The organism is Mycobacterium sp. 852013-50091_SCH5140682 (genome assembly GCF_001665685.1).
Lineage (GTDB): Bacteria > Actinomycetota > Actinomycetes > Mycobacteriales > Mycobacteriaceae > Mycobacterium.
Genome location: NZ_LZTB01000008.1, coordinates 56,441 through 76,985, shown reverse-complemented (window position 1 = coordinate 76,985; position 20,545 = coordinate 56,441). Strand labels below are relative to the sequence as shown.

22 protein-coding genes are annotated in these 20,545 nt (G+C 64.3%); 6 read left to right on the top strand and 16 right to left on the bottom strand.

Annotated elements, in window-relative coordinates; genetic code table 11:
• Positions 1 to 3: 3 nt before the first annotated feature.
• The 10 genes from A5784_RS01905 to A5784_RS01860 form a co-directional block, all read right to left on the bottom strand.
• Positions 4 to 1,032, bottom strand: coding sequence for an ABC transporter ATP-binding protein (locus A5784_RS01905; RefSeq protein ID WP_197514599.1), 1,029 nt, complete (start codon positions 1,030 to 1,032; stop codon positions 4 to 6).
• A complete protein-coding gene (locus A5784_RS01900; protein ID WP_082944611.1) occupies positions 1,029 to 1,910 on the bottom strand; it encodes an ABC transporter permease in 882 nt (293 codons plus the stop codon). Before A5784_RS01900 ends, A5784_RS01905 begins: the two co-directional genes overlap by 4 nt.
• Positions 1,907 to 2,932: an ABC transporter permease gene (locus A5784_RS01895; RefSeq protein WP_156750326.1), complete on the bottom strand. Its 1,026-nt coding sequence runs from the start codon at positions 2,930 to 2,932 to the stop codon at positions 1,907 to 1,909. Before A5784_RS01895 ends, A5784_RS01900 begins: the two co-directional genes overlap by 4 nt.
• Positions 2,929 to 4,518: an ABC transporter substrate-binding protein gene (locus A5784_RS01890; protein ID WP_082944610.1), complete on the bottom strand. Its 1,590-nt coding sequence runs from the start codon at positions 4,516 to 4,518 to the stop codon at positions 2,929 to 2,931. Before A5784_RS01890 ends, A5784_RS01895 begins: the two co-directional genes overlap by 4 nt.
• A 174-nt stretch (positions 4,519 to 4,692) precedes the next feature.
• Positions 4,693 to 6,087 carry an ABC transporter substrate-binding protein gene (locus tag A5784_RS01885; RefSeq protein ID WP_197514598.1) on the bottom strand — a complete coding sequence of 465 codons (1,395 nt, stop codon included), beginning with the start codon at positions 6,085 to 6,087 and terminating at the stop codon, positions 4,693 to 4,695.
• 192 nt (positions 6,088 to 6,279) lie between these two features.
• Positions 6,280 to 7,755, bottom strand: a complete 1,476-nt coding sequence (locus A5784_RS01880) for a serine hydrolase domain-containing protein (protein ID WP_064941778.1) — start codon at positions 7,753 to 7,755, stop codon at positions 6,280 to 6,282.
• Positions 7,756 to 7,769: 14 nt separating this feature from the next.
• Entirely contained in the window at positions 7,770 to 9,146 is a 1,377-nt protein-coding gene (locus A5784_RS01875) for an aldehyde dehydrogenase family protein (protein ID WP_064941776.1), read from the bottom strand.
• Between the two features lie 129 nt (positions 9,147 to 9,275).
• Positions 9,276 to 10,163 carry an SMP-30/gluconolactonase/LRE family protein gene (locus tag A5784_RS01870; RefSeq protein ID WP_064941774.1) on the bottom strand — a complete coding sequence of 296 codons (888 nt, stop codon included), beginning with the start codon at positions 10,161 to 10,163 and terminating at the stop codon, positions 9,276 to 9,278.
• 2 nt (positions 10,164 to 10,165) lie between these two features.
• On the bottom strand, positions 10,166 to 10,885 hold the full coding sequence (locus A5784_RS01865; protein ID WP_197514597.1) for a U32 family peptidase: 720 nt from the start codon (positions 10,883 to 10,885) through the stop codon (positions 10,166 to 10,168).
• Positions 10,886 to 11,133: 248 nt separating this feature from the next.
• Positions 11,134 to 11,886, bottom strand: coding sequence for an SDR family NAD(P)-dependent oxidoreductase (locus A5784_RS01860; protein WP_064941772.1), 753 nt, complete (start codon positions 11,884 to 11,886; stop codon positions 11,134 to 11,136).
• Between the two features lie 98 nt (positions 11,887 to 11,984).
• Here A5784_RS01860 and A5784_RS01855 point away from each other — a divergent pair, with 98 nt between their 5' ends.
• Positions 11,985 to 13,247: a type III PLP-dependent enzyme domain-containing protein gene (locus A5784_RS01855; RefSeq protein ID WP_064941770.1), complete on the top strand. Its 1,263-nt coding sequence runs from the start codon at positions 11,985 to 11,987 to the stop codon at positions 13,245 to 13,247.
• A gap of 20 nt (positions 13,248 to 13,267) precedes the next feature.
• Entirely contained in the window at positions 13,268 to 13,642 is a 375-nt protein-coding gene (locus tag A5784_RS01850; RefSeq protein ID WP_064941768.1) for a Rid family detoxifying hydrolase, read from the top strand.
• Positions 13,643 to 13,685: 43 nt separating this feature from the next.
• On the opposite strand, the gene A5784_RS38080 is transcribed toward A5784_RS01850, so the two are convergent.
• A complete protein-coding gene (locus A5784_RS38080) occupies positions 13,686 to 14,501 on the bottom strand; it encodes a FadR/GntR family transcriptional regulator (protein ID WP_064941766.1) in 816 nt (271 codons plus the stop codon).
• Here A5784_RS38080 and A5784_RS01840 point away from each other — a divergent pair.
• Positions 14,392 to 15,303 carry an SDR family NAD(P)-dependent oxidoreductase gene (locus A5784_RS01840; RefSeq protein ID WP_156750325.1) on the top strand — a complete coding sequence of 304 codons (912 nt, stop codon included), beginning with the start codon at positions 14,392 to 14,394 and terminating at the stop codon, positions 15,301 to 15,303. The genes A5784_RS38080 and A5784_RS01840 overlap by 110 nt on opposite strands.
• A gap of 17 nt (positions 15,304 to 15,320) precedes the next feature.
• Here A5784_RS01840 and A5784_RS01835 read toward each other — a convergent pair whose 3' ends face one another.
• Positions 15,321 to 15,635 (bottom strand): IolE/MocC family protein, encoded by a 315-nt coding sequence (locus tag A5784_RS01835; RefSeq protein ID WP_064941763.1) that lies wholly within the window; start codon positions 15,633 to 15,635, stop codon positions 15,321 to 15,323.
• A 76-nt stretch (positions 15,636 to 15,711) separates the two neighbouring features.
• Here A5784_RS01835 and A5784_RS01830 point away from each other — a divergent pair, with 76 nt between their 5' ends.
• Positions 15,712 to 16,353: a DUF1361 domain-containing protein gene (locus A5784_RS01830; protein WP_064941761.1), complete on the top strand. Its 642-nt coding sequence runs from the start codon at positions 15,712 to 15,714 to the stop codon at positions 16,351 to 16,353.
• Positions 16,354 to 16,355: 2 nt separating this feature from the next.
• Here A5784_RS01830 and A5784_RS01825 read toward each other — a convergent pair whose 3' ends face one another.
• Positions 16,356 to 16,628, bottom strand: coding sequence for a DUF4235 domain-containing protein (locus A5784_RS01825; RefSeq protein ID WP_197514595.1), 273 nt, complete (start codon positions 16,626 to 16,628; stop codon positions 16,356 to 16,358).
• 122 nt (positions 16,629 to 16,750) lie between these two features.
• Between A5784_RS01825 and A5784_RS01820 the strand changes: the two genes are divergently transcribed.
• Entirely contained in the window at positions 16,751 to 17,161 is a 411-nt protein-coding gene (locus tag A5784_RS01820; RefSeq protein ID WP_064941757.1) for a phage holin family protein, read from the top strand.
• Positions 17,148 to 17,447, top strand: a complete 300-nt coding sequence (locus tag A5784_RS01815; protein ID WP_064941755.1) for a DUF3618 domain-containing protein — start codon at positions 17,148 to 17,150, stop codon at positions 17,445 to 17,447. The genes A5784_RS01820 and A5784_RS01815 overlap by 14 nt, the downstream gene beginning before the upstream one ends.
• 71 nt (positions 17,448 to 17,518) lie before the next feature.
• Here A5784_RS01815 and A5784_RS01810 read toward each other — a convergent pair whose 3' ends face one another.
• The 3 genes from A5784_RS01810 to A5784_RS01800 form a co-directional block, all read right to left on the bottom strand.
• Positions 17,519 to 18,166, bottom strand: coding sequence for a LuxR C-terminal-related transcriptional regulator (locus A5784_RS01810; RefSeq protein ID WP_064941753.1), 648 nt, complete (start codon positions 18,164 to 18,166; stop codon positions 17,519 to 17,521).
• On the bottom strand, positions 18,163 to 19,458 hold the full coding sequence (locus tag A5784_RS01805; protein ID WP_064941751.1) for a sensor histidine kinase: 1,296 nt from the start codon (positions 19,456 to 19,458) through the stop codon (positions 18,163 to 18,165). Before A5784_RS01805 ends, A5784_RS01810 begins: the two co-directional genes overlap by 4 nt.
• A 69-nt stretch (positions 19,459 to 19,527) precedes the next feature.
• Positions 19,528 to 20,439 carry a TIGR03564 family F420-dependent LLM class oxidoreductase gene (locus A5784_RS01800; protein WP_064941749.1) on the bottom strand — a complete coding sequence of 304 codons (912 nt, stop codon included), beginning with the start codon at positions 20,437 to 20,439 and terminating at the stop codon, positions 19,528 to 19,530.
• Positions 20,440 to 20,545: the final 106 nt, after the last annotated feature.

Sequence of the window (20,545 nt, the reverse complement as noted above, 5' to 3'; positions counted from 1 at the left end):
TGCTCAGACATCCGTACCCTCCTCGAGAAGGACGCAGCGGACATGGTGTCCTGATTCGACCTCGACGATGGCAGGCAGCTCGCGGGTACATCGGTCGGTCGAGAACTGGCATCGGTCGGCGAACCGACAACCCGAGGGCCACGCGCCGACGGCTGGAGGGCGCCCGGGCAGCCCTCGCAACCGGAAGTCCGCAGCGTCGGCCATGGACGGACGGGCCTGCATCAGCGCTGCGGTATAGGGATGACGCGACCGGCCGAAAAGCGATTCGGTAGAGCCGGTTTCCATGGATTGGCCGGCATACATGACCAGGACGCTGTCGCAGACATCGCTGACGACGCCGAGATCATGCGTCACCAGTATCAGCGCCATACCAGTGGACTCACACAGGCCTGTAAGCAGTTCCAGCAGCCGACGCTGGACTGTCACGTCCAAAGCGGTGGTGGGCTCGTCGGCGACGAGCAGGCGCGGTTCGCCCGCGATGCCCAAGGCAATCATGACGCGCTGCCGCATCCCTCCGGACAGCTCGTGCGGATACTTCGCGAGTACGCCCTTGGGATCCGGCATTTGGACCGCGGCCATCAGCTCTTCGGCACGCTGGTGCGCGTCGTTCTTGGCGACACCGAAGAGTCTCACGGTCTCGATCAGCTGCTGGCCCACCCGCATGACCGGGTTGAGTGAGTTCAGCGAGCTCTGCGGGATGAACCCGATCTCGCGACCACGAATCTGCCGCCATTTCCGATCGTCGAGCGCCAGTAGATCCATGTCCCGGTAGCGAAGTTCGCCGGACGCGGTCATCCCCTTGCGCCGCAACGCGCCGAGAACGGCCCGACACGTGATCGACTTCCCCGAGCCTGTCTCACCGACGATGCCCAGTCGTTCCCCCGGTGCAACGGTGAAGCTCACAGAGTCCACAATGGGCAAATTGCCAGTGCTGATCACTAATTCGCGGGCGGACAGCAGTACGGCGTTGCCCGTGTCGAAGGGAATGTTGGGCATTGAATTCTCCAGAGTGGCCGACGCGCGAATGGTCATTTCGCGTCCTCGGAAAGGACACGGGATCCCTGGCCCATCAAGCGAACCGCGATACCGGTCAGCACGATGAAGGCGCCCGGACCCAAACAAACCCACGGCGCGTCGCTGAGCACTGAGCGGCCGTCGTAGATGATGCTGCCCCATTCCGGTGTCGGTGGTTGCACCCCTGCGCCGAGGAATGGCAGGGCGGCGATAACGCCGATCACAAGGACGGCGTCCGACAGCGCGTAGGTCAACGTGGCGGGCAGGACGTTGGGATAGATATGACGGCGTACGACAGTCCACCACGTCAAACCGCTGACCTGAGCGGCCACCAAGAAGTCACGTTGGCGGATGGACAACGTCTCGCCGCGTGCGATGCGTGCGTACACACTCCAACTGGTCAAGAACAGTGCGACCAGGATCCCCGGGACTCCCGCCGGGAGGAACCAGAAAGTCGTGGACTGGCCCATCACCACGGCCAGCGCCAGGATGAGGATGTTGAACGGGAATGCGAGGATCGCATCGACCGTGCGCATTACGACGCGGTCCAGCAGTGACCCGGCCACCAGTCCTGACGCGATCCCGATCAGGGTGCCCACCAGTAGCGGCACGACCACACCGACAAAGGCCACGCCGAGGTCGAGCCTGCCACCGGCCAGAGTTCGGATGAAGACGTCGCGTCCGAACGCGTCGGTACCAAACGGGTGCACCGGGCTCGGGCTTGACAGCGGCACCCCGACGAAATCCGTGGTCGACGTGGTGATCAGCAATGGACCGAGCACGCATACCGCCACGATGAAGCCAAGTAAGACGGTCCCGGCAAGGAACACGCGATTGACGCGTATCGAAACACGCGGTATGCGACTGGTTTTGGCGGTCTGCGCCAGGTCTGTCATGAACGTGCCCTTGGGTCGACGACAGCGTGTAAGAGGTCTGCGATGAGGTTGCCGGCCAAGACGATGAGTGCGGTGATGACCGCGGCGCCTTGAATGGTGGGATAGTCGCGCTGCGACACGGCGTTGACCAACTGGGTCCCGATGCCGGGGAGGTCGAAGACTGCCTCGATGACGGCCGCTCCCCCGATCAGGGTGCCGATGTTCATGCCGACCACCGAAATGGTGGGCATCAGACTGTTTGGCAGCACATGGCGCAGGGCTACGCGAAGGGGACTGTGTCCGCGCAGGACGGCGGCTTCGATGAAGTCCTCGTTGATAACCTGCCGGGCGCTGGTCCACACGGCGCGATGCACGAGGGCGCCAAGATAGGCACTGAGCGCCAGAGCGGGCAGCCAGGCGAATTGCACATTGGCGGGCCAACTTCCGGCCCATCCGCCGGCTGGCGCCAGGCCCCACCGCACCGCGACGAATACCAGCATGACAAGCCCGAGCAGGAACGGTGGAGTTGCCAGCGACGCGGTCGACACCACTTCAAGACCGTTGCGGAGCAGAGCTGACTTCGACAGTGCCGCAACCAGTCCACTCAACGATCCGACGACCAGGGAGATGACCACAGTGACCGCGATGACCGAGAGGGTGACCCCCAACGGCGGCAGGAGCAAGCTCTCCACCGACTGTCCCGGATGTGCGACGGACTCTCCGAAATTCCCACGAACGACGTCACCGATGTATCTCAGGAACTGAACGAACAAGGGTTGGTCGAGTCCGAGGGACTTGTGCAGCGCCGCGACTTTGTCAGGCGATGCGTGGAATCCCAAGATTGTTCTGGCCGGGTCGCCCGGGACGAGGTGTACCAGCAGAAAACTCAGGATCACGACGATCATGGTCACGATGACCGAGTCGAAGAGCCGCTTCCCGACGGCGATCGCGATGCTTCTGGCGCGACCCGCGCGCCTGGCCGATCCACCTTCGGGGCCGCCCAATTGGCCGTCCGGGGCCTCCACTTCCACTGTCGCACTCACAGGCCCGGACCCCGCTGGCTGGTTCCAACCCGGTAGACGCCACTAGGAGTCAAGGCCACCAATCGCGGTGAGATTCGAGATGCCCAGGTAGTGGCGAAGTCGGTCAACGGTACATATGGCAGATCCTGCTGAAAAGTCATGTTGATCTGATCGAGGAGGGCTGTGCGCTGACCCGGGCCGGACGTGGCGGACAAGTTGTCGATCAACCTGGTCATCGTCGGCGAATCGTAGCCAGACCACAGCGAATTGATGCCGCCCTTGGGAGTGAGGCCGTACCGCAGCATGACCAACTCCGGCGAGTTCACGACGTCCCAGAGGTCGTTGGACTGCAATTGGAAGTTGCCGTTCTGCTCGTTGGCAGCCAGGGTCGATGCATCGATTGTGTTGATGTTCACCTTGATTCCGATCGCCGCCAGATTTTGCTGGATGATCTGGGCGACGGTGTCATAAGGCGGGAACCCGGCCTTCTGCATGATCTCCAATGTGCAGCCAGCCTCGCATTCCGTGCCCCGAAGTAGTTCTCTCGCCTTTGGCAGGTCTTGTGCGGTGGGCGCATTCGGATCGTGGCCTTCCATGCTTGAGGGCAGGAACCCGCCGAGTGGCTTGTTTCGCCCCAGGTACGCGATGTCGTTGATCTGGTCCCGATTGATGGCCGCCGAAATTGCCTTTCGCACCTTCACATCTCGCAGCGGCCCAGACTTGTTGTTCATTTCCAGGAAGACGCTGCCGTAGCGGCTTGCGACATAAGCCTCGGCAGGTCGAGTCACCTGAGCAGCCAGGTTCGCAGGCAATTGGTGGGCGATGTCCAGTTGCCCGGTTTGCAGCTGCATCAGACGCGTGTTGGCATCGACAACGACCCGGAACACGATTTTGTCGATCACCGGAGCCAATTCACTTGGGTACTCGGCGTTCTTGGTGAACGCGATCTCCGAGTTCACCGCGCGGTCGAGCCGGTATGCACCGGCGGATACGGGATTGACGAAGAAGCCGGGCGTGTCCATCCGCCCTGCCGGGTAGATCCCGAGCAGTGGTTCGGACAAGGCCAGCGGGAAGCTGGCCGCCGGGTATTTGAGGTGAAACACGACCGTGGACTCGCCGGCCGTCGTCACACGTAACAGCGGAGCGATGAGTCCCGCGTTGGCGTTGGCTTCATCCGCGAGGGCCCTGGTGAACGTCGCGACAACGTCGGTACCGGTCAGCGGGCTACCGTCGGAGAACTTCAAGCCCGGCCGCAGCTCGCATGCGTAGGACAGCCCGTCGCCTGCGAGTGTGCACTCTTTGGCCAGCGACGGCCTGACGCCACCCTCCGGGGATTGCTCGACGAGCGTGCCCGCGATCAACGACAGCGCCATGACGTCGACGTCGGCAACAGCACGGTTGGGGTCCAGAGTGCCCAACGGCGCCCCGACTCCTATCGACACCGCAGAGGGAACATCTGCCGGTAGGGCCCCGTCGACACTTGCCGTCGTGGACGCCGAATCCTGGCTTGGCGCACCGCCTCCGCACGCGGCAACCAGTGCTGCCGCGCACACGACAATCGGCCACGCCAAGATCCGCGTACCACTACGCCGTCGGCCGTCAGTCATATAAATATCCTGTCATCAACTGATACTATCTCTAGTAGTGAACTACAGCACACCCGAAGTGTCAACGAAAATGTTTGGCGCACTTCGCAAACCGCCGAGAGCACGCATCTTCCCCACACCTCGATCGCAGCAAGTGATACAGGCAGCAACGGTGAGCGGCCGCGACGCTGGAAACTATTGCCCGGGTCCGGTTTTGGCGGTGCCGACCTGGTACACCCCGGCCGGGGTGAACGCCACCAGCCGTGGCGATATCGACGATGCCCAGATGTTGGCCTGATCGACGAGTGGGACGAACGGTAGGTCGCGGGCGAACAACGTGTTGACCTTGGCGAGGACATCGGCACGCGCAGCCGGGTCCGAGGCCGCCGACAATTGGCTGACCAACGTGTTCATCTCTGGTGACGTGTAGGAGGAATACAGCGAATCGATGCCACCCTCGCGCGTCAAACCGATTGGCAGCATGACCAATTCCGGTGCGTTCACGAGATCGAAGAGGTTGCCGACCTCCATCTGGAAATTGCCGTTCTGTTCGTTCGTGTCGGCGGTGGCCTGATCTACCAATTGCGTCGAGACTTTGATACCCACGTCGGCGAGGTTCTGTTGGATAACGGTGGCGATGGCGTCGTAGGGCGCGAACCCCGATCGGACCATGATGCTTAGGTTGCAACCGCTCTGACAGGCCGTCCCGACCAGCAATGACTTTGCTTTGTCGACGTCCCGGCCGGTGGGAGCGCCCGCGTCATGTCCCTCCATTGACGACGGCAAGAAGCTGCCAAGCACCTTGTTTTGTCCGAGATAGGCGATGTCATTGATCTGGTTGCGGTCGATGGCAGCCGAAATGGCCTGCCGCACTCTGGGATCGTCGAGCGGCTTGCTGAGGTTGTTCAGATACAGGTAGACGCCACCGTACTGGGGCGTGGCGTACGTCTTCGCGGGCGGCTTCACCTGCTTGGCCAATGGCGCCGACAGCTGATTCGCGATGTCGATTTGGCCTGTGTTCAGCTGCGCCAGCCGGGTATTGGTGTCGACTATGACCTTGAATTCAATGTTGGGCACCACGGGCTGCAGTTCCGCGGGATAGTTGCCGTTCTTTGTGAACACCACTTCGTTGGGGCTGTTGGACACCAACTTGTAGGGCCCGGCTGATACGGGGTTGTGCCAGAATTGCGGATTCGACGCGGCTGCGGCGGGGAAGATCCCGACTGGGGCTTCTGTCAGTGCCAGAGGAAAGCTCGCAGTCGGTTGCCGCAAGGTGAACACGGCTTTGGTAGGACTTGGGGCCGCCACCGATTCCAGCGAGTCGACAATGCCGGCGTTCGCGTTGGCGGGGTCGTGAAGGGCACGCTCGAAGGACGCGACGACATCCGCACTGGTGAGCACGCTTCCGTCGGAGAACTTCAGCCCGTCCCGCAGTGTGCAGGTGTAGTTGAGCTGCGATTTGTCGAATTCGCAACCACTTGCCAAGCCAGGCACAGCTTTTCCGCCACTCTGGGTCAGCAGCGTGCCGGATATCATCGCGAGGGCCATCACATCGACTTCCTGCGTCGCGCGATTGGGGTCGATCGACACGGTCGACGCTCCCACACCGATGCGAACGGTGTCCGGTATGGCCGCGGGGAGAGCGCCGGTGGTGTCGGCGGTACCGGCGTTCTGCGCGCCCTGGCGGCCCCCGGCACCACAGCCGGTGAGCACTGTGACACTCACCGCCACGATCGCGACGAACCCTGCGGATATACGTCTCAATTGCATGTTCTCATCCTGTCAATCGTTGATAGCGAAGCCGACCGAGTTGTCACCTGCCGCCCCTCGATCCTGTTGGCAGTCAGACCCTTTCGACGACAACGTGATCGACTGCACCTTGGGCGGATTGACAGAGGTAAGGGTTATCTCGCAGCGCAACTCGCCATGCAGTCCGCGTACCGTCCACTCCAGATTGGCAGGCGACGTACTGATGGGTTCGCACAGCGCAAGGGAGCGATGTCTGCGCTCCTCACTGAACCCGATAGCCAGTGCAGCACTGGCGATCTCGGAGCACCGCTGCTGTCGCGGCATATCCAGGTCGACGTTGTCGGCGAAGAGTCGATCGGCTACGGCGTCGTCCCAGCGGGCAAAGAGCCTTTCCATTTCGTCGCGGGCCGCAATCGTTGCGGGCCAAGGCTCAGGCCGAGTCGGCAATCCCGCGGCGGCCAGCAGATGCCGCAGCGCGGTGACTGCCGGTGTCCGCGCATACGATGCGTTCTCCAGAATCACGACTCCGAGTTGTGTCTCGGGGTGCCAGGCCATTTGAGCGCTGAATCCCGGGTAACCGCCGCGGTGCGACACCACTACTCCGCAGTCGTGAAGTTCGACGTCAAGCCCGTAGCCATAACCGCCCACCCGTACGGGGCCTGTTGCGCGGGCCGGGTCCAGTTGGTGCAACTGCTGCATTTCCCTGCGGCTGCTCGCGGCCAAGATGTCATCGCCGATCGCACCCCACGGGTATCCGGCCGCCAGCCAGCGGCACCACGCGGCGAGTTCGTTGGCGGTCATGTACAACCCGCCGATCGACGAGAACGCTCCGGGGGTACTGACAGCGGCCGGCCGCCATTGGTGGCCAACACGGTGGAAACCTACGGTGACGCCACCCGGAGCGGTGCACTGGGCGGCGTCGAATGCACTGTGCGACAGCCCCAGCGGCCGGAGCAGGTTGTCGGTGACGTACTGGCGGTATTCCATCCCGCTGGCCTGCCTGATGACTCGACCGAGCAATGCGTAGCCCAGGTTGGAGTACTCGTAGCGGGTGCCTGGGGCGCCGGTGAGTGTGAAACCGCGCCGACACAACGCGGTGAACTCGTCTTCAGACATGGACTCCTGGCGGTCCGCCCAAGGATTGTCGCTGGCGAATCCACCTGACATGTTGAGTAACGCGCCGACCGTCACTGCCTGCTGCACTGTCTGCGCCCCGGGCAGTTCGCAGGGCCCGATGTCGATGAACCGGGCAACCGGGTCGTCGAGCGAGAGGCGCCCAGCGTCACGCAGACGCAGAACTGCCGCCGCAGTAAAGCTCTTCGTGCATGACGCGATACGAAAGGCAGTGTCGGGGCACGGGCTACGACCATCGACTCCGGCGATGCCGGCTGAACCGCTGAACGCCGGTCCGTCTGCGGTGAACACCACGTAGACCGCGCCGGGCACCGTCTCCGACATCACGCGGCCGGCAACCAAGCTCTGCAGTGTCGACTGTCCGTCCGCCGGCATATTCGCCCTCGCCACTACCGTTGCGCCTCAAGCGGCAACAGCTCGACAGGCAGATTCTGAAAGGTGATCGGCCGTAGGAAACGCATGATCGCGTCTGGTCCGACAGAAGTGAACAGTGGATTCGAGGTGGCGGGGAACGGCCCGCCGTGATGTTGACCGGTCCCGACTACCACCCCGGTGGGCCACGAATTCCACACGACCCGCCCTGAACGCCGGGACGCCTCACGGATCACCTCGCGCAAGAGGGCGGAATCGGAACCGGCGTGGACCGACGTGACAAGGCAGCCTTGCAATCCCGCGCACAGTGCGAGTAGTTCGTCGGCGTTTTCGTACTCGACGACCACCCCGGCGGGACCGAAGACTTCCTGCTCCATCAGCGCACGGTCGTGCATGGCCGTATGGCCGCCGGCGGTGAGGACGACTGGGCGGACGTGGAAGCCGGCCGCGGGAACTGGTGCTCGCGACTCATGAACGGTGACACCCGGGGTGGTTCGCAGTCGATCGACCTTGGCCGTGAACGCCGCCTGAATGCCGCCGGTCAGCAGCGGCGCAGCCGGTCGCTGCGAGATCTGCCGCGCGACCTCGGCAGGCAGGTCGAGCTGTCGGGGCACGATGAGCAGGCCCGGATTGGTACAGAATTGGCCACCGCCGAGAGTCAGCGAGTCAAGGTAGTCCGTGATGAATCGCGATGTGTCGGCGACCGCACCAGGCAAGACCAAAACCGGGTTGACACTGCCGAACTCGCCATAGAACGGGATTGGATCAGGTCTGGCTGCGGCGAGATCGACGAGCGCGCGACCTCCCTCCGACGAGCCGGTGAAAGCAGCTGCGCGGATCACCGGGTCACGTACCAACCGTGCGCCTTCCTCCATGCCGGAGACCAGAGCGAAGACCCCGGTGGCAACGCCCGCCGTCGACAAGGTGTCTTCGATAAGGCGTGCGGTGTGCAGCGAGAGCTCCGGATGCGCGGGGTGAGCCTTGACTACGACCGGGCAGCCGGCCGCCAACGCCGAGGCGGTATCGCCTCCTGCGACGCTGAATGCGAACGGGAAGTTGCTGGCGGCGAATACCGCGACCGGCCCTAAGGGCAGCTGACACCGGCGGAGCGATGGGCCGGTCGTTTCGTCTTCCGTACGGCCGGGGACGGTCACGCCAGCTCGAGCGAGATGAGCACCATGCTCGATGACCTCGGCGAACATCCGCAACTGCGTCGTAGTCCGGGCGACCTCACCCGTCAGTCGCGTTGCCCCAAGCCAGGTTTCGGTGTCTGCGATTTCGACCAGGTCATCCCTCTCGCGATCGAGGGCTTCGGCGATGGCGCGGAGCACGTTTGCACGGTCGTAACCCGGTGTCGCAGCCCAGCTGTGGCTGGCCTCTGCCGCCCGCTGCATGATTTCGCCATGCTCGATTGTTGATGTCTCAGCAAGCCCGCTAGCCTGCGTCGTTCCCGGGCCCTGGCCGACACGGTCTGATGTCATGGATGTGCCTCTCATCATCGCTGTAATGCAACGTGCGCTGCCCTAGCCTGCGAACCGGTGGGGCGCGATGCCACGACCGGCTCCCGGCCACGACAGCACCTGGCCTGCCTGGGATTCCCCGGCGACGTCGTCACGCGCCGTGGTGACGTACAACGTTCCGAGATCGCCGCCCCCGAACGCCGGACATGTGGGACGGCTGACCGGAACGTCGATGACACCGCACAACTGCCCGTCCGGCGCGTACCTGTGCAACCGACCGCCATCCCAGATGGCCACCCACACGTTGCCCGCCTCATCGACGGTGAGGCCGTCGAGGTATCCGAGCGCGGGGTCGATCCTCGCGAACTCCTTGCGTTCTCCGAGACGGCCACTGCCTACGTCGTAGTCGAAGACATACATCACGGGGCGACCGGAGTCGACGAAGTACATGCTTCGGCCGTCGGGCGACCAACCAATGCCGTTAGCCTCGGTGAGGTCTCCCAGCAGACGACTCACCCTGCCGTCGGCGTCGACAGAGAACAACTCTCCCAATCCGTCGACTTCGCCCCCGGTCGTGCCCACGAGTAGCCGCCCGACGGGATCGCATGCGCCGTCGTTGAACCTGACGGCCGCGGTGTCGATCGGCAGTTCGATCGGTGCCCGGTCGGCCCGGCCATCGCTGTCGAGCAACACGATGTGCGCGCGTGTGGCGATGGCAAGCCCGCCACACGCACGCAGCAGCGATACCCCGATGGGCGCACCCTTCGGCGCGGTCCAGACGACGGTGTCGTGGCACAGGTCGCTGCAATGCACCGTGCCTGCCGCGCAGTCGGTCCAGAACAGTCGTTGCCGCCGGACGTCCCACAGCGGATGCTCCCCGAGCTCCGCCCGCGCCGGCACTGCAACGTGCCACGGCGGAGCGGACTGTCGGATGGGGTGTTTGACCGCCATGGTTACCGTACGGGAATGCCGAGGTCGGCGGCAGCCCCGACAGTCTGCGTGAACCCAACGCCACAACGACCCGACCACTCCAGTGCCACAGCGGCGCGACGGACTTTCTCGCGGGCGATGACGGATGCCTCATCGACCAGATGCAAGCCACTTGGGTACAGCCCGACCGAATTTCGGAGCCCGAATTTCGCGTACAGCGGCCTGGTGATGCTGATCAGGTCGGCGAGTTGCTCACCGCGCACCACTCCGCCCATCGGATCGGGAGCCTCGACATACAGATCGAGCGGGGCTTTGGTCACGGCACGCATCTCGGCCAGCTCGTGTATCGACATGTCCGTCGGGAGATTCACCGTCGTGGCGCCCAGCCGCTCCAGCAGTGCCAGGGACGCTGGATTAGACGGCGCGCACAGGACCGAACCTTTCCACACCACATCGCCCGGGATGGATCCTGCTCGCTGTGCACCGACCAGGACGTCGAGGAGCCCAAGGTCTGCGATCAAGAAACTACGAATACCGCATTCGATCGAACGGAACACGTCCTCGACGGCATAGCGCAGCTGCCTCAATCCGCGAACCGACCCGTGCATGGCGCCGCCGTCGGCGGCACGTGACATCGCCGCTATCCCCCACTCCTCGCGGGGCCCAACGAACAGGCATACCTCGATCGCCCGATCTGCCCCGATGTGCGCGAGTTCGGTCTGCTCGGCGACACTCAGTGTCATCGCCCCGCTTCCTTGCGAGACTCGGTTGACAGTCACACCGCGCGAGTCCGCTTCGTCCAGGACGGCTCGCAGGACCTGCGGGCCCTCGACTGATGGAATTTCGATGCGGAAATCGGCGCCGTCGGCGAACTGTCGAGGACTCGGCGCGGGGATCAGTTCGGCAGGTATGCCCGATTCGCTCAGAATCGAGTCTGCACGCAATGTGGTCTCAATGCCGGCTTGCGAGACACGTTGATTCACAGGTCAACTCAGCCTTCCTGGTGAACGGGATTGAGGTCGGACTCGCCGCGCAGACTGATTCCGCCATCCACTGAGATCAGCTGGCCGGTGATCCACGACGAATCAGGGGAAAGCAGCATGCGCACGGCTGCCCCGATGTCGGAGGGGTAACCGATGCGGCCGAGCGGCGTACGCCGGACGATCTCCCGCATCTCATCTTCATCTTCGAGCGCTTCGTGAGTCATCGGAGTGTCTGTCTCGCCGGGAGCCACGACGTTGACCCGGATTTGGTGCTCGCCGAGTTCGGACGCCGCAGTCTTTCCCAGCATCGTCACGGCCGCCTTCGACGCGCAGTACTGACTGATGCTGCGGCACGGCCAGAATGCGTTGTTCGACGCGATCAGAATGGCCGCTCCGCCACCGCCTGCAGCAACGCGGTTGCGGGCAAACGCCCGGAGCACGCGGACCGAACCCATCAGGTTGATGTCCATGACGGTGTTCCAGTCCTCATCGGTGGAATCGATGAGGTACTCGCCAGCGCAAATTCCCGCAGAGTTGACCAGGGCGACAGCATCCTGGTGCGAATTCGCCCAAGCATCAACAGAAGCGGTGTCCCGTACGTCGAGGATCGTCCCTACCGCACCCATTTCCGAGGCGACGTTTTCCACGGCGGGGTCGCGGTCGGCCAAGGCCACCTGCCACCCTGCCTCGACGAGGGCCTGTGCACTGGCGCGGCCAATCCCGGAGGCGGCGCCGGTGACGAGGGCAAGTCGGTCGGCCATGTATGTGAACTCCTTCGGCTAAATTTGTACGACGAAGAGATACTATATGATGATGATAGTGAAAGCTACTGTGACTACTAAGCGAAGCTGAGGGAGCCTTGACAGCACAACCATCGAGCGATGCCGACATCGCGCACGCCGGCGCCGACACGCTGTTCAAAGGATTGCCCGACAACGCTTCTCACCTCACTGCCGCGCCGGTGAGCGCGCTGGCCAGCGGGTTCATGTGGCCCGTCGCGGTGATTCACGATTGCGCATTGCGGGGCAACGCCGAGCTGATGGCCGAGGTCTGCAAGCGCTTCGGGATCGCGCATGCACCGCACCTGAAGACCACGATGTCGCCGGAGCTCGCGCAACTGCAGACGTCCCATGGGGCATGGGGATTCACGGTCGGGTCACCATCGCAGCTGCGCCACGCGCGGGCCTGGGGCATGCGCCGACTCGTATTGGCCACGGAGTCACTGGACACCGAGTTCCTGCGGTGGGTGCGCCGCCAGCTCGAGGACGATCCGCAGTTCGAGTTCTATCTGTTCATCGACTCCGTCGTCGGAGCCCAGGTGGCCGGACGACATCTGGCCGGAGTTGGAAGCCAAGTCGGAATGCTCATCGAGATCGGCCATCCGGGCGGCCGAGCGGGCGTGCGTGACGCGGAGTCGGCACACACGGTCGCGCGCGCTGCGGTCGACGCGGGACTGTCGATTGCCGGCATCGCGGGATATGAAGGGACAGTCGGCGCGCAGCGGACGACTGAAGTCGAAACCGCGGTGACGGCCTATCTTCGCCGATTACGCGCAATGACCGAGGAACTGGATGCAGCAGGCATGCTTGGTTGCGACCGTGATTCCGTTGTCGTCAGCTGTGGTGGGAGCACGTTCTTCGACCTTGTAGCCGAAGAGCTCGGCCACGGCTGGGCGCTGACGCGACCGGTCACAACCGTGCTGCGCAGTGGGTGTTACCTGTTGCACGATCACGAGTTCTACGCCTCGAGTTCGCCCAGCTTCTCGTGGAGTAGAGGCCTGCGGCCTGCGTTGGAGGTTTGGGCCCAGGTGATTTCGCGCCCCGAAGCCCAACTAGCCATTCTCAATGCCGGACGCCGTGACATCGGTTTCGACCTGGGACTGCCGATACCACTACGCGTCATCGACCCTCATTCAGGTGCCGAGCGCACGGCCTCAGGCACCATCACAGAACTCAACGACCAACACGCGTACCTTGAGATACCTCTCGATTTTCACCTATCGGTCGGTGATGTTGTCGCACTGGGTCTTTCACATCCCTGCACCACCATGGACAAATGGCGGGCCCTGCCCGTCATCGACGCTGACAACCGCGTTGTCAGGTACGTACACACGTACTTCTAACCGCCACGAAAGGATCATTCATGGACATCATCAGCACCCCGCTCGCACCACGCCCCGCAGGCGCGTACGGACAGGCCGTTGTCGCATCAGGTTTCGTCTTCACTGCAGGCATGGCACCCGTCGACCCGCAGACCGGCGAAGTCATCGGCACAGGAATCGGAGAGCAGACGCGACGCACTCTGGACAACTTGCAGGCCGTGCTCCGAGCCGCCGGTTCGGACCTCGACAAGGTCGTCAAGGTCACGGTGCACCTCGAAGACGTCGAACGGGATTGGGCCGAATTCGATTCCGTTTTCGGTGAGCGCTTCGGCACTCATCGCCCGGCGCGTACGACGGTGGGCTCGAGCCTCGGCGACATCCTGGTCGAGATCGACGCCATCGCTCTGGCCCCGTAGCGACACTGCGCTTCACCGGCCCCGGCAACCAGATCTCTCAGATCTAGCGTTGCCGGGGCTTTTTCGTCGTCCGCCAATCCGGGCGCCAGCGGTCGTCAACCGTTTCGAGTTGCTCCTCGCTCAGCGCGCGGCGCAGCGTTGTCCCGATCGACCAATCCAAATGCCGCGCCATTTCGCTTCGAGCCGCCGCCACGTCCCTGTTGCGTAACGCCTTGGCGATGGTCAGGTGCGCGTCGTGTACATCGCGCACCTCACCCAGGTCCAGTTGGTCCACAGCCCAGGTGGGAACCAGTTCGCGTCGGACATCCGCGACAAGCCTTGCCAGGACCAAGTTTCCAGAACCTTCAGCGATGGCTCCGTGGAACTCCAGATCCTCGGCGACCCTACGACGCAGGTCGAGCGGCGCGTCCTCGTCGTCTTCAGCCTCGTCATGCATTCGCTGCGCGAGGCTCACGATGTGCTCAAGTTGCTCGTCGCTCGCCCGCGCCGCGCACATCTCGGTGGCCGCAATCTCGACCAAACGGCGCACCTCATAGAGATCCGCCGCCAACGAGCCCGCCAACTGTTCGCGCGAGATAGCCTGCTGTACAAGATCTTCGAGAAAACGCCAATCTTTGGCGGGCGCGACGGTCGACTTGCGGCCGTGCTTGACGTCGATCAGCCCAGCGGCGGACAACGCCTGCAGTACTTCGCGGCCGACCGTGCGTGACACCGCGAACTTCTGCGCGATCACTTCAGCAGGAGGCACGATGTCGCCCTCTTGCAGTCGGCCGGACACAATGTCACGAGCCATCCTGCGGGCCACCCGCTCGTGCAGGCGTTCCTGCTCTATGGCTTCATCGTCCCAGGAAATCGACATTTGCCCCTCCGGACTGGTCAATCCGAGACCAGTCAACAGATATTATGAGTGTATGTTCTGCAGTGATTATTCTAACCTAGCCCCAGACGTCGCCCTCGTCACGGGATCCACCGGCGGAATCGGCTCTGCCATCGTCACAGAGCTCAAGGGACTCGGAATGACGGTCGTCGGCGTTGACAACACCGGCACTGCGTCCGGCGCCGAAGACCATCTGATCACCGCAGACCTCGTCGCGGCAGACATGGACGGGCTGGTCGATGAAGCCGAGGCGGCGTGCGGCAAGCCACTCGACGTGCTCGTCAACTGCGCCGGAGTGAGCGTCGATACCCCTGCAGAGGACCTGAGACGTCCCGAGATCGAGCGAGTGCTCGCGGTCAACCTCGTGGCCCCCATCGAACTCTCAATTGCCGTGGGGCGCCGCATGCTTGAGCGCGGATACGGCCGCATCGTGAACATCACGTCAATCCACGGGCGCGCAGGCGCAATCGGCTGTCTGCCCTATGACGCGTCAAAGGCCGGTCTGGACAATGCAACTCGCACCATGGCCGCAGAATGGTCGCGCCGTGGCGTACTCGTCAACGCGGTGGCGCCCGGCTTCGTCCGCACGGCCATGTGCACCGACGAGCGGCTGGCACAACCGTGGTTCACCGACGGGTACGTTTCCAGCGGCCGTCTGCCGCTGGGCCGGGCCGCCACCCCGGATGAGATCGCTCGGCCAGTCGCCTGGCTCGCCAGCCGCCAGAACACCTACATCACCGGCCAAGTCGTCTACGCCGACGGCGGCCTGTACAGCACCTTTTAGTGGTGCCGGCACGTGGATCAGCGGTTGCGCACCCCGACCCCGAGCACGTCGCGCAGATAGCTGATGCTCTCCTCGCACGCGCGGATCTCTTTCTTGCGGGCGATTTCGATCGGATCGGACCCCTGCTCGAACTCGACCTCGAACGTGATTCGGCGCAGTCGAGTTGCGCGTTCTCGCAAGGTATCGAGCACCTTGGCGCAGTCGATGTCCCCTTGGCCGATGGACGCACCGATCCAGTGCGTGCCGTTGGGGTCGACGACGAGCTTGTTGTCGCAGAAGTGCACGCAGTTGTCTGGTTTTCGGACCACCCAGCCGCCGTGGGGACGCCGCATTGCACCGATGCCCGCAGTGTGGCGTTCTCGGCGATCCCCGGCGTCACCTCTGACCGGGACCCGGCAAACTGGTGCGATGACCGAAGCCCGTGGCATCCTGCTGGTCGTCGCCCTGATGGCGACGACGGCGCTGACCCTCGCTCTGGGGATCACCGATCCCGCCGCCCCGCTGTCCTACCCCACCAAGTTCCTGGTGTGGAACCTGGTGCTGGCGTGGATTCCGATGATCTTCGCGGTGGCATTCGACCTCGTCGAGCGCCGCCTGTGGCTGCTGCCGCTGGGCCTTGGCTGGTTGGCATTCCTCCCCAACGCGCCCTACCTCGTCACCGATCTGGTGCACCTCGGCGAGGGCTACGAATTGTGGCGGCACGTATTGCAGTACGGCTTCGCCGCGTGGACCGGCATCCTGCTCGGCGTCGTGTCACTGTTGTTGGTGCACAAGCGAATCGAACGCACCTTCGGCAGCGTCTGGGGTTGGTTGGTCGCGGTCCTGTCGGTGGGTCTGTGCGCGGTCGGTGTCGTGATCGGCCGGTTCCAACGGTGGAACTCATGGGATCTGGTGACCCGTCCCGACGCGGTCATGGCGGCGACGTTCGAGTGGGTGCGCTCACCGTTGGCTTACGTGCAGTCGACCGGGGTGGCGATGGCCGTGGCCGCGTTCTTCGGGTTGGCGTATCTGACCATCTGGGCGCTGAACGGGTTGTATTCGCGCAGTTAGTTTTACACCGGGGATTCGTGGGTGAGGGCGTGATAGCCCTTGGCGCCTGCCCGGTCGACGGCGGCCCGCACGAAGCCGAACACCAAGCCTTGGATGGCCGCGGCCGTCAACGCCTTGGACGCCGGGCGATCGAGATCCTTGGGATCGGGCGGTTCTTGATCGGGTTCGTCGATACGCTTCCAGACCTGGCTGAACAAGGCGCTGGCCAGCAGGCCACTCGCCACACTCGTCGCGATCGACAGCGGCAGGTACAACATTTTCGACGTACGACTCACGAGTCCTCCTTCGTTCGCGGTGACCCCGTGGATACCCAGAACGGATGCAAACACACGTTTCGGGCGGCGCGGTGTCGGGCACTGCTGTGGAGTAGCAGAACGCCTGCAGAAGGGTCCACCGAATGACCACTCAACAGAAACCCATCAGCGAAGCGTCCATACCTCAGCTCGTCGGACAGTTACAGGAGCAGACGACGCGGCTTGTGCGTGACGAAATACGGCTGGCCCAGCGCGAATTCCACGAATCCGCACGGCACGCCGGAATCGGCGCCGGACTGATCAGCTCCGCCGGCCTGCTCGCGGTGCTCGGTCTCATGACGGCAATCGCCGCCGTGGTCGCAGCGATTGCGCTGGTGTTGCCCGTCTGGGCTGCCGCGATCATCGTCGCCGCCGTGCTGTTCGTCGCCGCCGGAGTCGCTGCGCTGGTCAGCCGCAGACAAGCCCAACAGGTGCCGCCGCCGGCCGCCGCATCAGCCGGCAGCATCAAGCACGACTTCGACGACATCAAGGAGGCGCGGCATGGCACACGCTGATGGACTGCCCCAGGAACCGGGTCCAGATGCCGGAATCGACGAACTGCAATCCGACATCGCCAAGACGCGCAGCGAGCTCAGCGAGACGGTCGCCGCCATGTCCGACAAATTGGACGTCAAAGGCCGCGCTCAGGACAAGGCGGCCGAAACCAAGGAGGCCGTCGTCGAACGCGCGCACGCGGCGACCGACGCGGCCAAATCCGCCCCCACAGTGCCTGCCGCTGCCGTGGTCGGAGTGCTTGCGGTGGTCGGCCTCGTGTGGTGGTGGCGCCGCCGCGACCGCTGACGTTCCCTCCGCGAGCAGACACAGACTCGCACGCAACCGGCTTGATTTGTGCGAGTCTGTGTCTGGTCGCGTTAGGAATTGAGGTAGGTCACCACCGCCAGCACACGGCGGTGATGCGCCGCCGACGGCGGCAGGTCCAGTTTGGTGAAGATGCTGCCGATGTGTTTTTCCACTGCCCGCTCCGATACCGAAAGGTGTTCGGCCAGAGCACTGTTGGAATGCCCCTCGGCCATCAGTGCGAGCACTTCGTGTTCGCGGGCGGTCAGCCGGTCGAGGGTGTCGGCGCCGCGGCGGCTGCCCATCAGCTGGCGCACAACCTCGGGGTCCAGGGCGGTGCCGCCTGCGGCGACGCGTCGCACGGCCGCATCGAACTCGGCGATATCGGCCACCCGGTCCTTGAGCAGATAGCCCACGCCCGCCGGATTCCCGGCCAGAAGTTCAGCGGCATAACGAGTTTCCACCCACTGAGAAAAAACCAGAACACCGATCTGCGGGTGCGAACGGCGCAATGCGACGGCGGCGACCAACCCCTCGTCGGTGAACGTCGGCGGCATCCGAATGTCGACGACGAACACCTCGGGGCTCAAAGTCTCGGCGATATCCCGTATCTCGTCGGCACTGCCAACCTTGGCCACCACGTCATGTCCGCGTTCGACCAGCAGCTGCGTCAACCCGTCCCGCAGGATCGCATTGTCCTCGGCGATGGCCAGCCGGGTCATCGCTCAGCACCCGAGGGCACGACGGCGGTCACAGTGGTGGGCCCACCGGCCGGGCTGTCGATGTCCAGGCGCCCGTCGACCATGCGCAACCGCTCCGCCAAGCCCGTCAGACCCGACCCGTTGCCCGGTTGCACTCCACCGGAACCATTGTCCGCCACAGCAATCCGCAACTCCTCGGTGTCACTGCGCAACCACACGGTGGCCTGGGTGGCTCCGGAGTGCCGCGATACGTTCGCCAACAATTCGGCGACACAGAAATATGCCAGGGTCTCCACCCCCAATGACGGGCGCACCGCGATGTCGTCGACCAATTCGACGGGGATCGGGTTGCGGGCCACCAGGGTCTGCACGGCCGGTCCGAGTCCGAGATCCAAAGCAGGAGGCCGTATTCCACGCACGATATCGCGCAGCTCGGTCAAGGTGTCCTTGGTGTTGGCCAGTGCGTCCGACACCAGTTTGCGTGCTCGCTCGGTCTTCTTCGGATCGGTGAGCTGCTCCTCGGCGCGCGCCAGCGTCATCGCGACGGCGATCAGTCGAGCTTGGGTGCCGTCGTGCAGGTCACGCTCGACGCGGCGCAAAGTGGCGGCTGCGTCGTCGACGACATCGGCACGCGCCCTTTCGAGTTCGGCGACCCTGCGTTCGCGGGCCGGCGGGGCCAGTAATGTGCCGGCCAGCCAGACATGGGCCCGCACGATCACGAGCATCAGCCAGCCCAGCAGGTACAGCGCTATCAACCCACCCAGCGCCAACAACACGTACACCCCGAGCGATTCGACGGGCTCGCCGAAACTCACCACCGCTTGCCCCGTGACGGCCCAGATCACCGGGGAGGCCACCAGGCTCACCGCCATCACGACGCCGACCAGGACCGCGTAGCCCACCGGGGTCATCACGATGCTCTGCAACGCAAGGAAGCCCAGGCTGCGCCAGCCGACGGCATCGGTCAGTGCTGCTGCCACGGTCTGCGCCAACCCGGCCGGCCTGGCGAAGGGCGCTGGCGCGTCGATGCTGACTCCGACCAACCGGGCCAAGGCGCGGTAGAGCGCGTTCCATCGTCGTCCCGTGAGCACGACGACGGCCAGCAGAGGGATGCCGACCAGGGTGACCAGCAGCACCCCCGACACGAAACCGGTCGCGAACAGGTAGACCACACCGACCACGGCCAGAATGCTGATCAGCAGAAAGTACAGGTAGGCGCGCCAGGCTCGCGCCCGCAGTGGCGTGCGCAGGACTCGGCGCCAGTCGTCGGTAGCGGCGGTCGGTGCGATCGCGGTGGTAGTCACATTCCCCATGGTTGCCGGACACCATCGCACCGGGCGATGGTGCAGTCCAGCCAATATGCGGTGTGGCTGGCCACACCCTCAGCTGTCGATGGAGCGCAGCAAAGCGCGGGTGCGGGCCCTGACCTCGGGCGACGCGTCGAACACCACCCCGACATACTCGTCTACCCCAGCGCCGGCGAGCGCCTCGATCCGTTCGGCGACCTCGGCTTCGTTACCGATGATCGCGGCGTCCTCCGGGCCCGCATAGCCCTCGCGGTCGAGCATCGCCCGGTAGGACGGCAGGTGCCCGTACATCGCGAATTGTTTGGCAGCCTGCGCGCGGGCACCCGCGACATCGTCGGTGACGCTGACCGGTAGCGCGGCGACGACGCGCACCGAGCGGCCCTGCGCGGCCTCGCGCAGCGTCGGCGAAACATGCTGGGCGAGCGTGGTGGGGCCCGTCATCCACGTGATGGTGCCCGCCGTGCGGCGCCCGGCCAGTTTGAGCAACTGCGGGCCCAGGGCGGCAATGTAGATGTCGGGAGCGGTCGCGCCGAGAATCTGCAGCGAACCGCGGGTCGTGACGGTCTCCCCCGGCGCGTCGGCCGCCTCGCCATTGAGCAGCGGTTGCAGCCCGTCGAGGTATTCACGCAGGCGCCGGACCGGTTTGTCCCAGGGGATGCCCCACATGCCTTCGGTGACCGCCTGATGGGTCATGCCGAGGCCGAGGATGAACCTGCCGCCGCCGATCAGGTTCAGCGTCAGAGCGCGTTGGGCCAGCAGCATCGGATGCTGGTTCTGGATGGGGATGACGCCGGTGCCGACTTCGATGTCACTGACCTCACGGAACGCCACAGCGAGCACCGTCAGCAGATCGGGTTCGTAGGGCATCTGGGTCATCCACACCCGCCGGAAACCCTCGTCGCGCAACTGCGCCAGATTTTCTACGGTGGCGTCGATCGGTGAGCGGCCACGGGTGTCACTGAGGGATCCGATAACGCTGGTTTGCATGGTCTCAACGCTATGCGGGCGGAGACAAAAAAAGGGCGGGTTCGGGAGGACACGTGAGGGCGTCTCAATCGGTCTCGCGCCGCCGGTCTTTCACCTCTTCGACCGA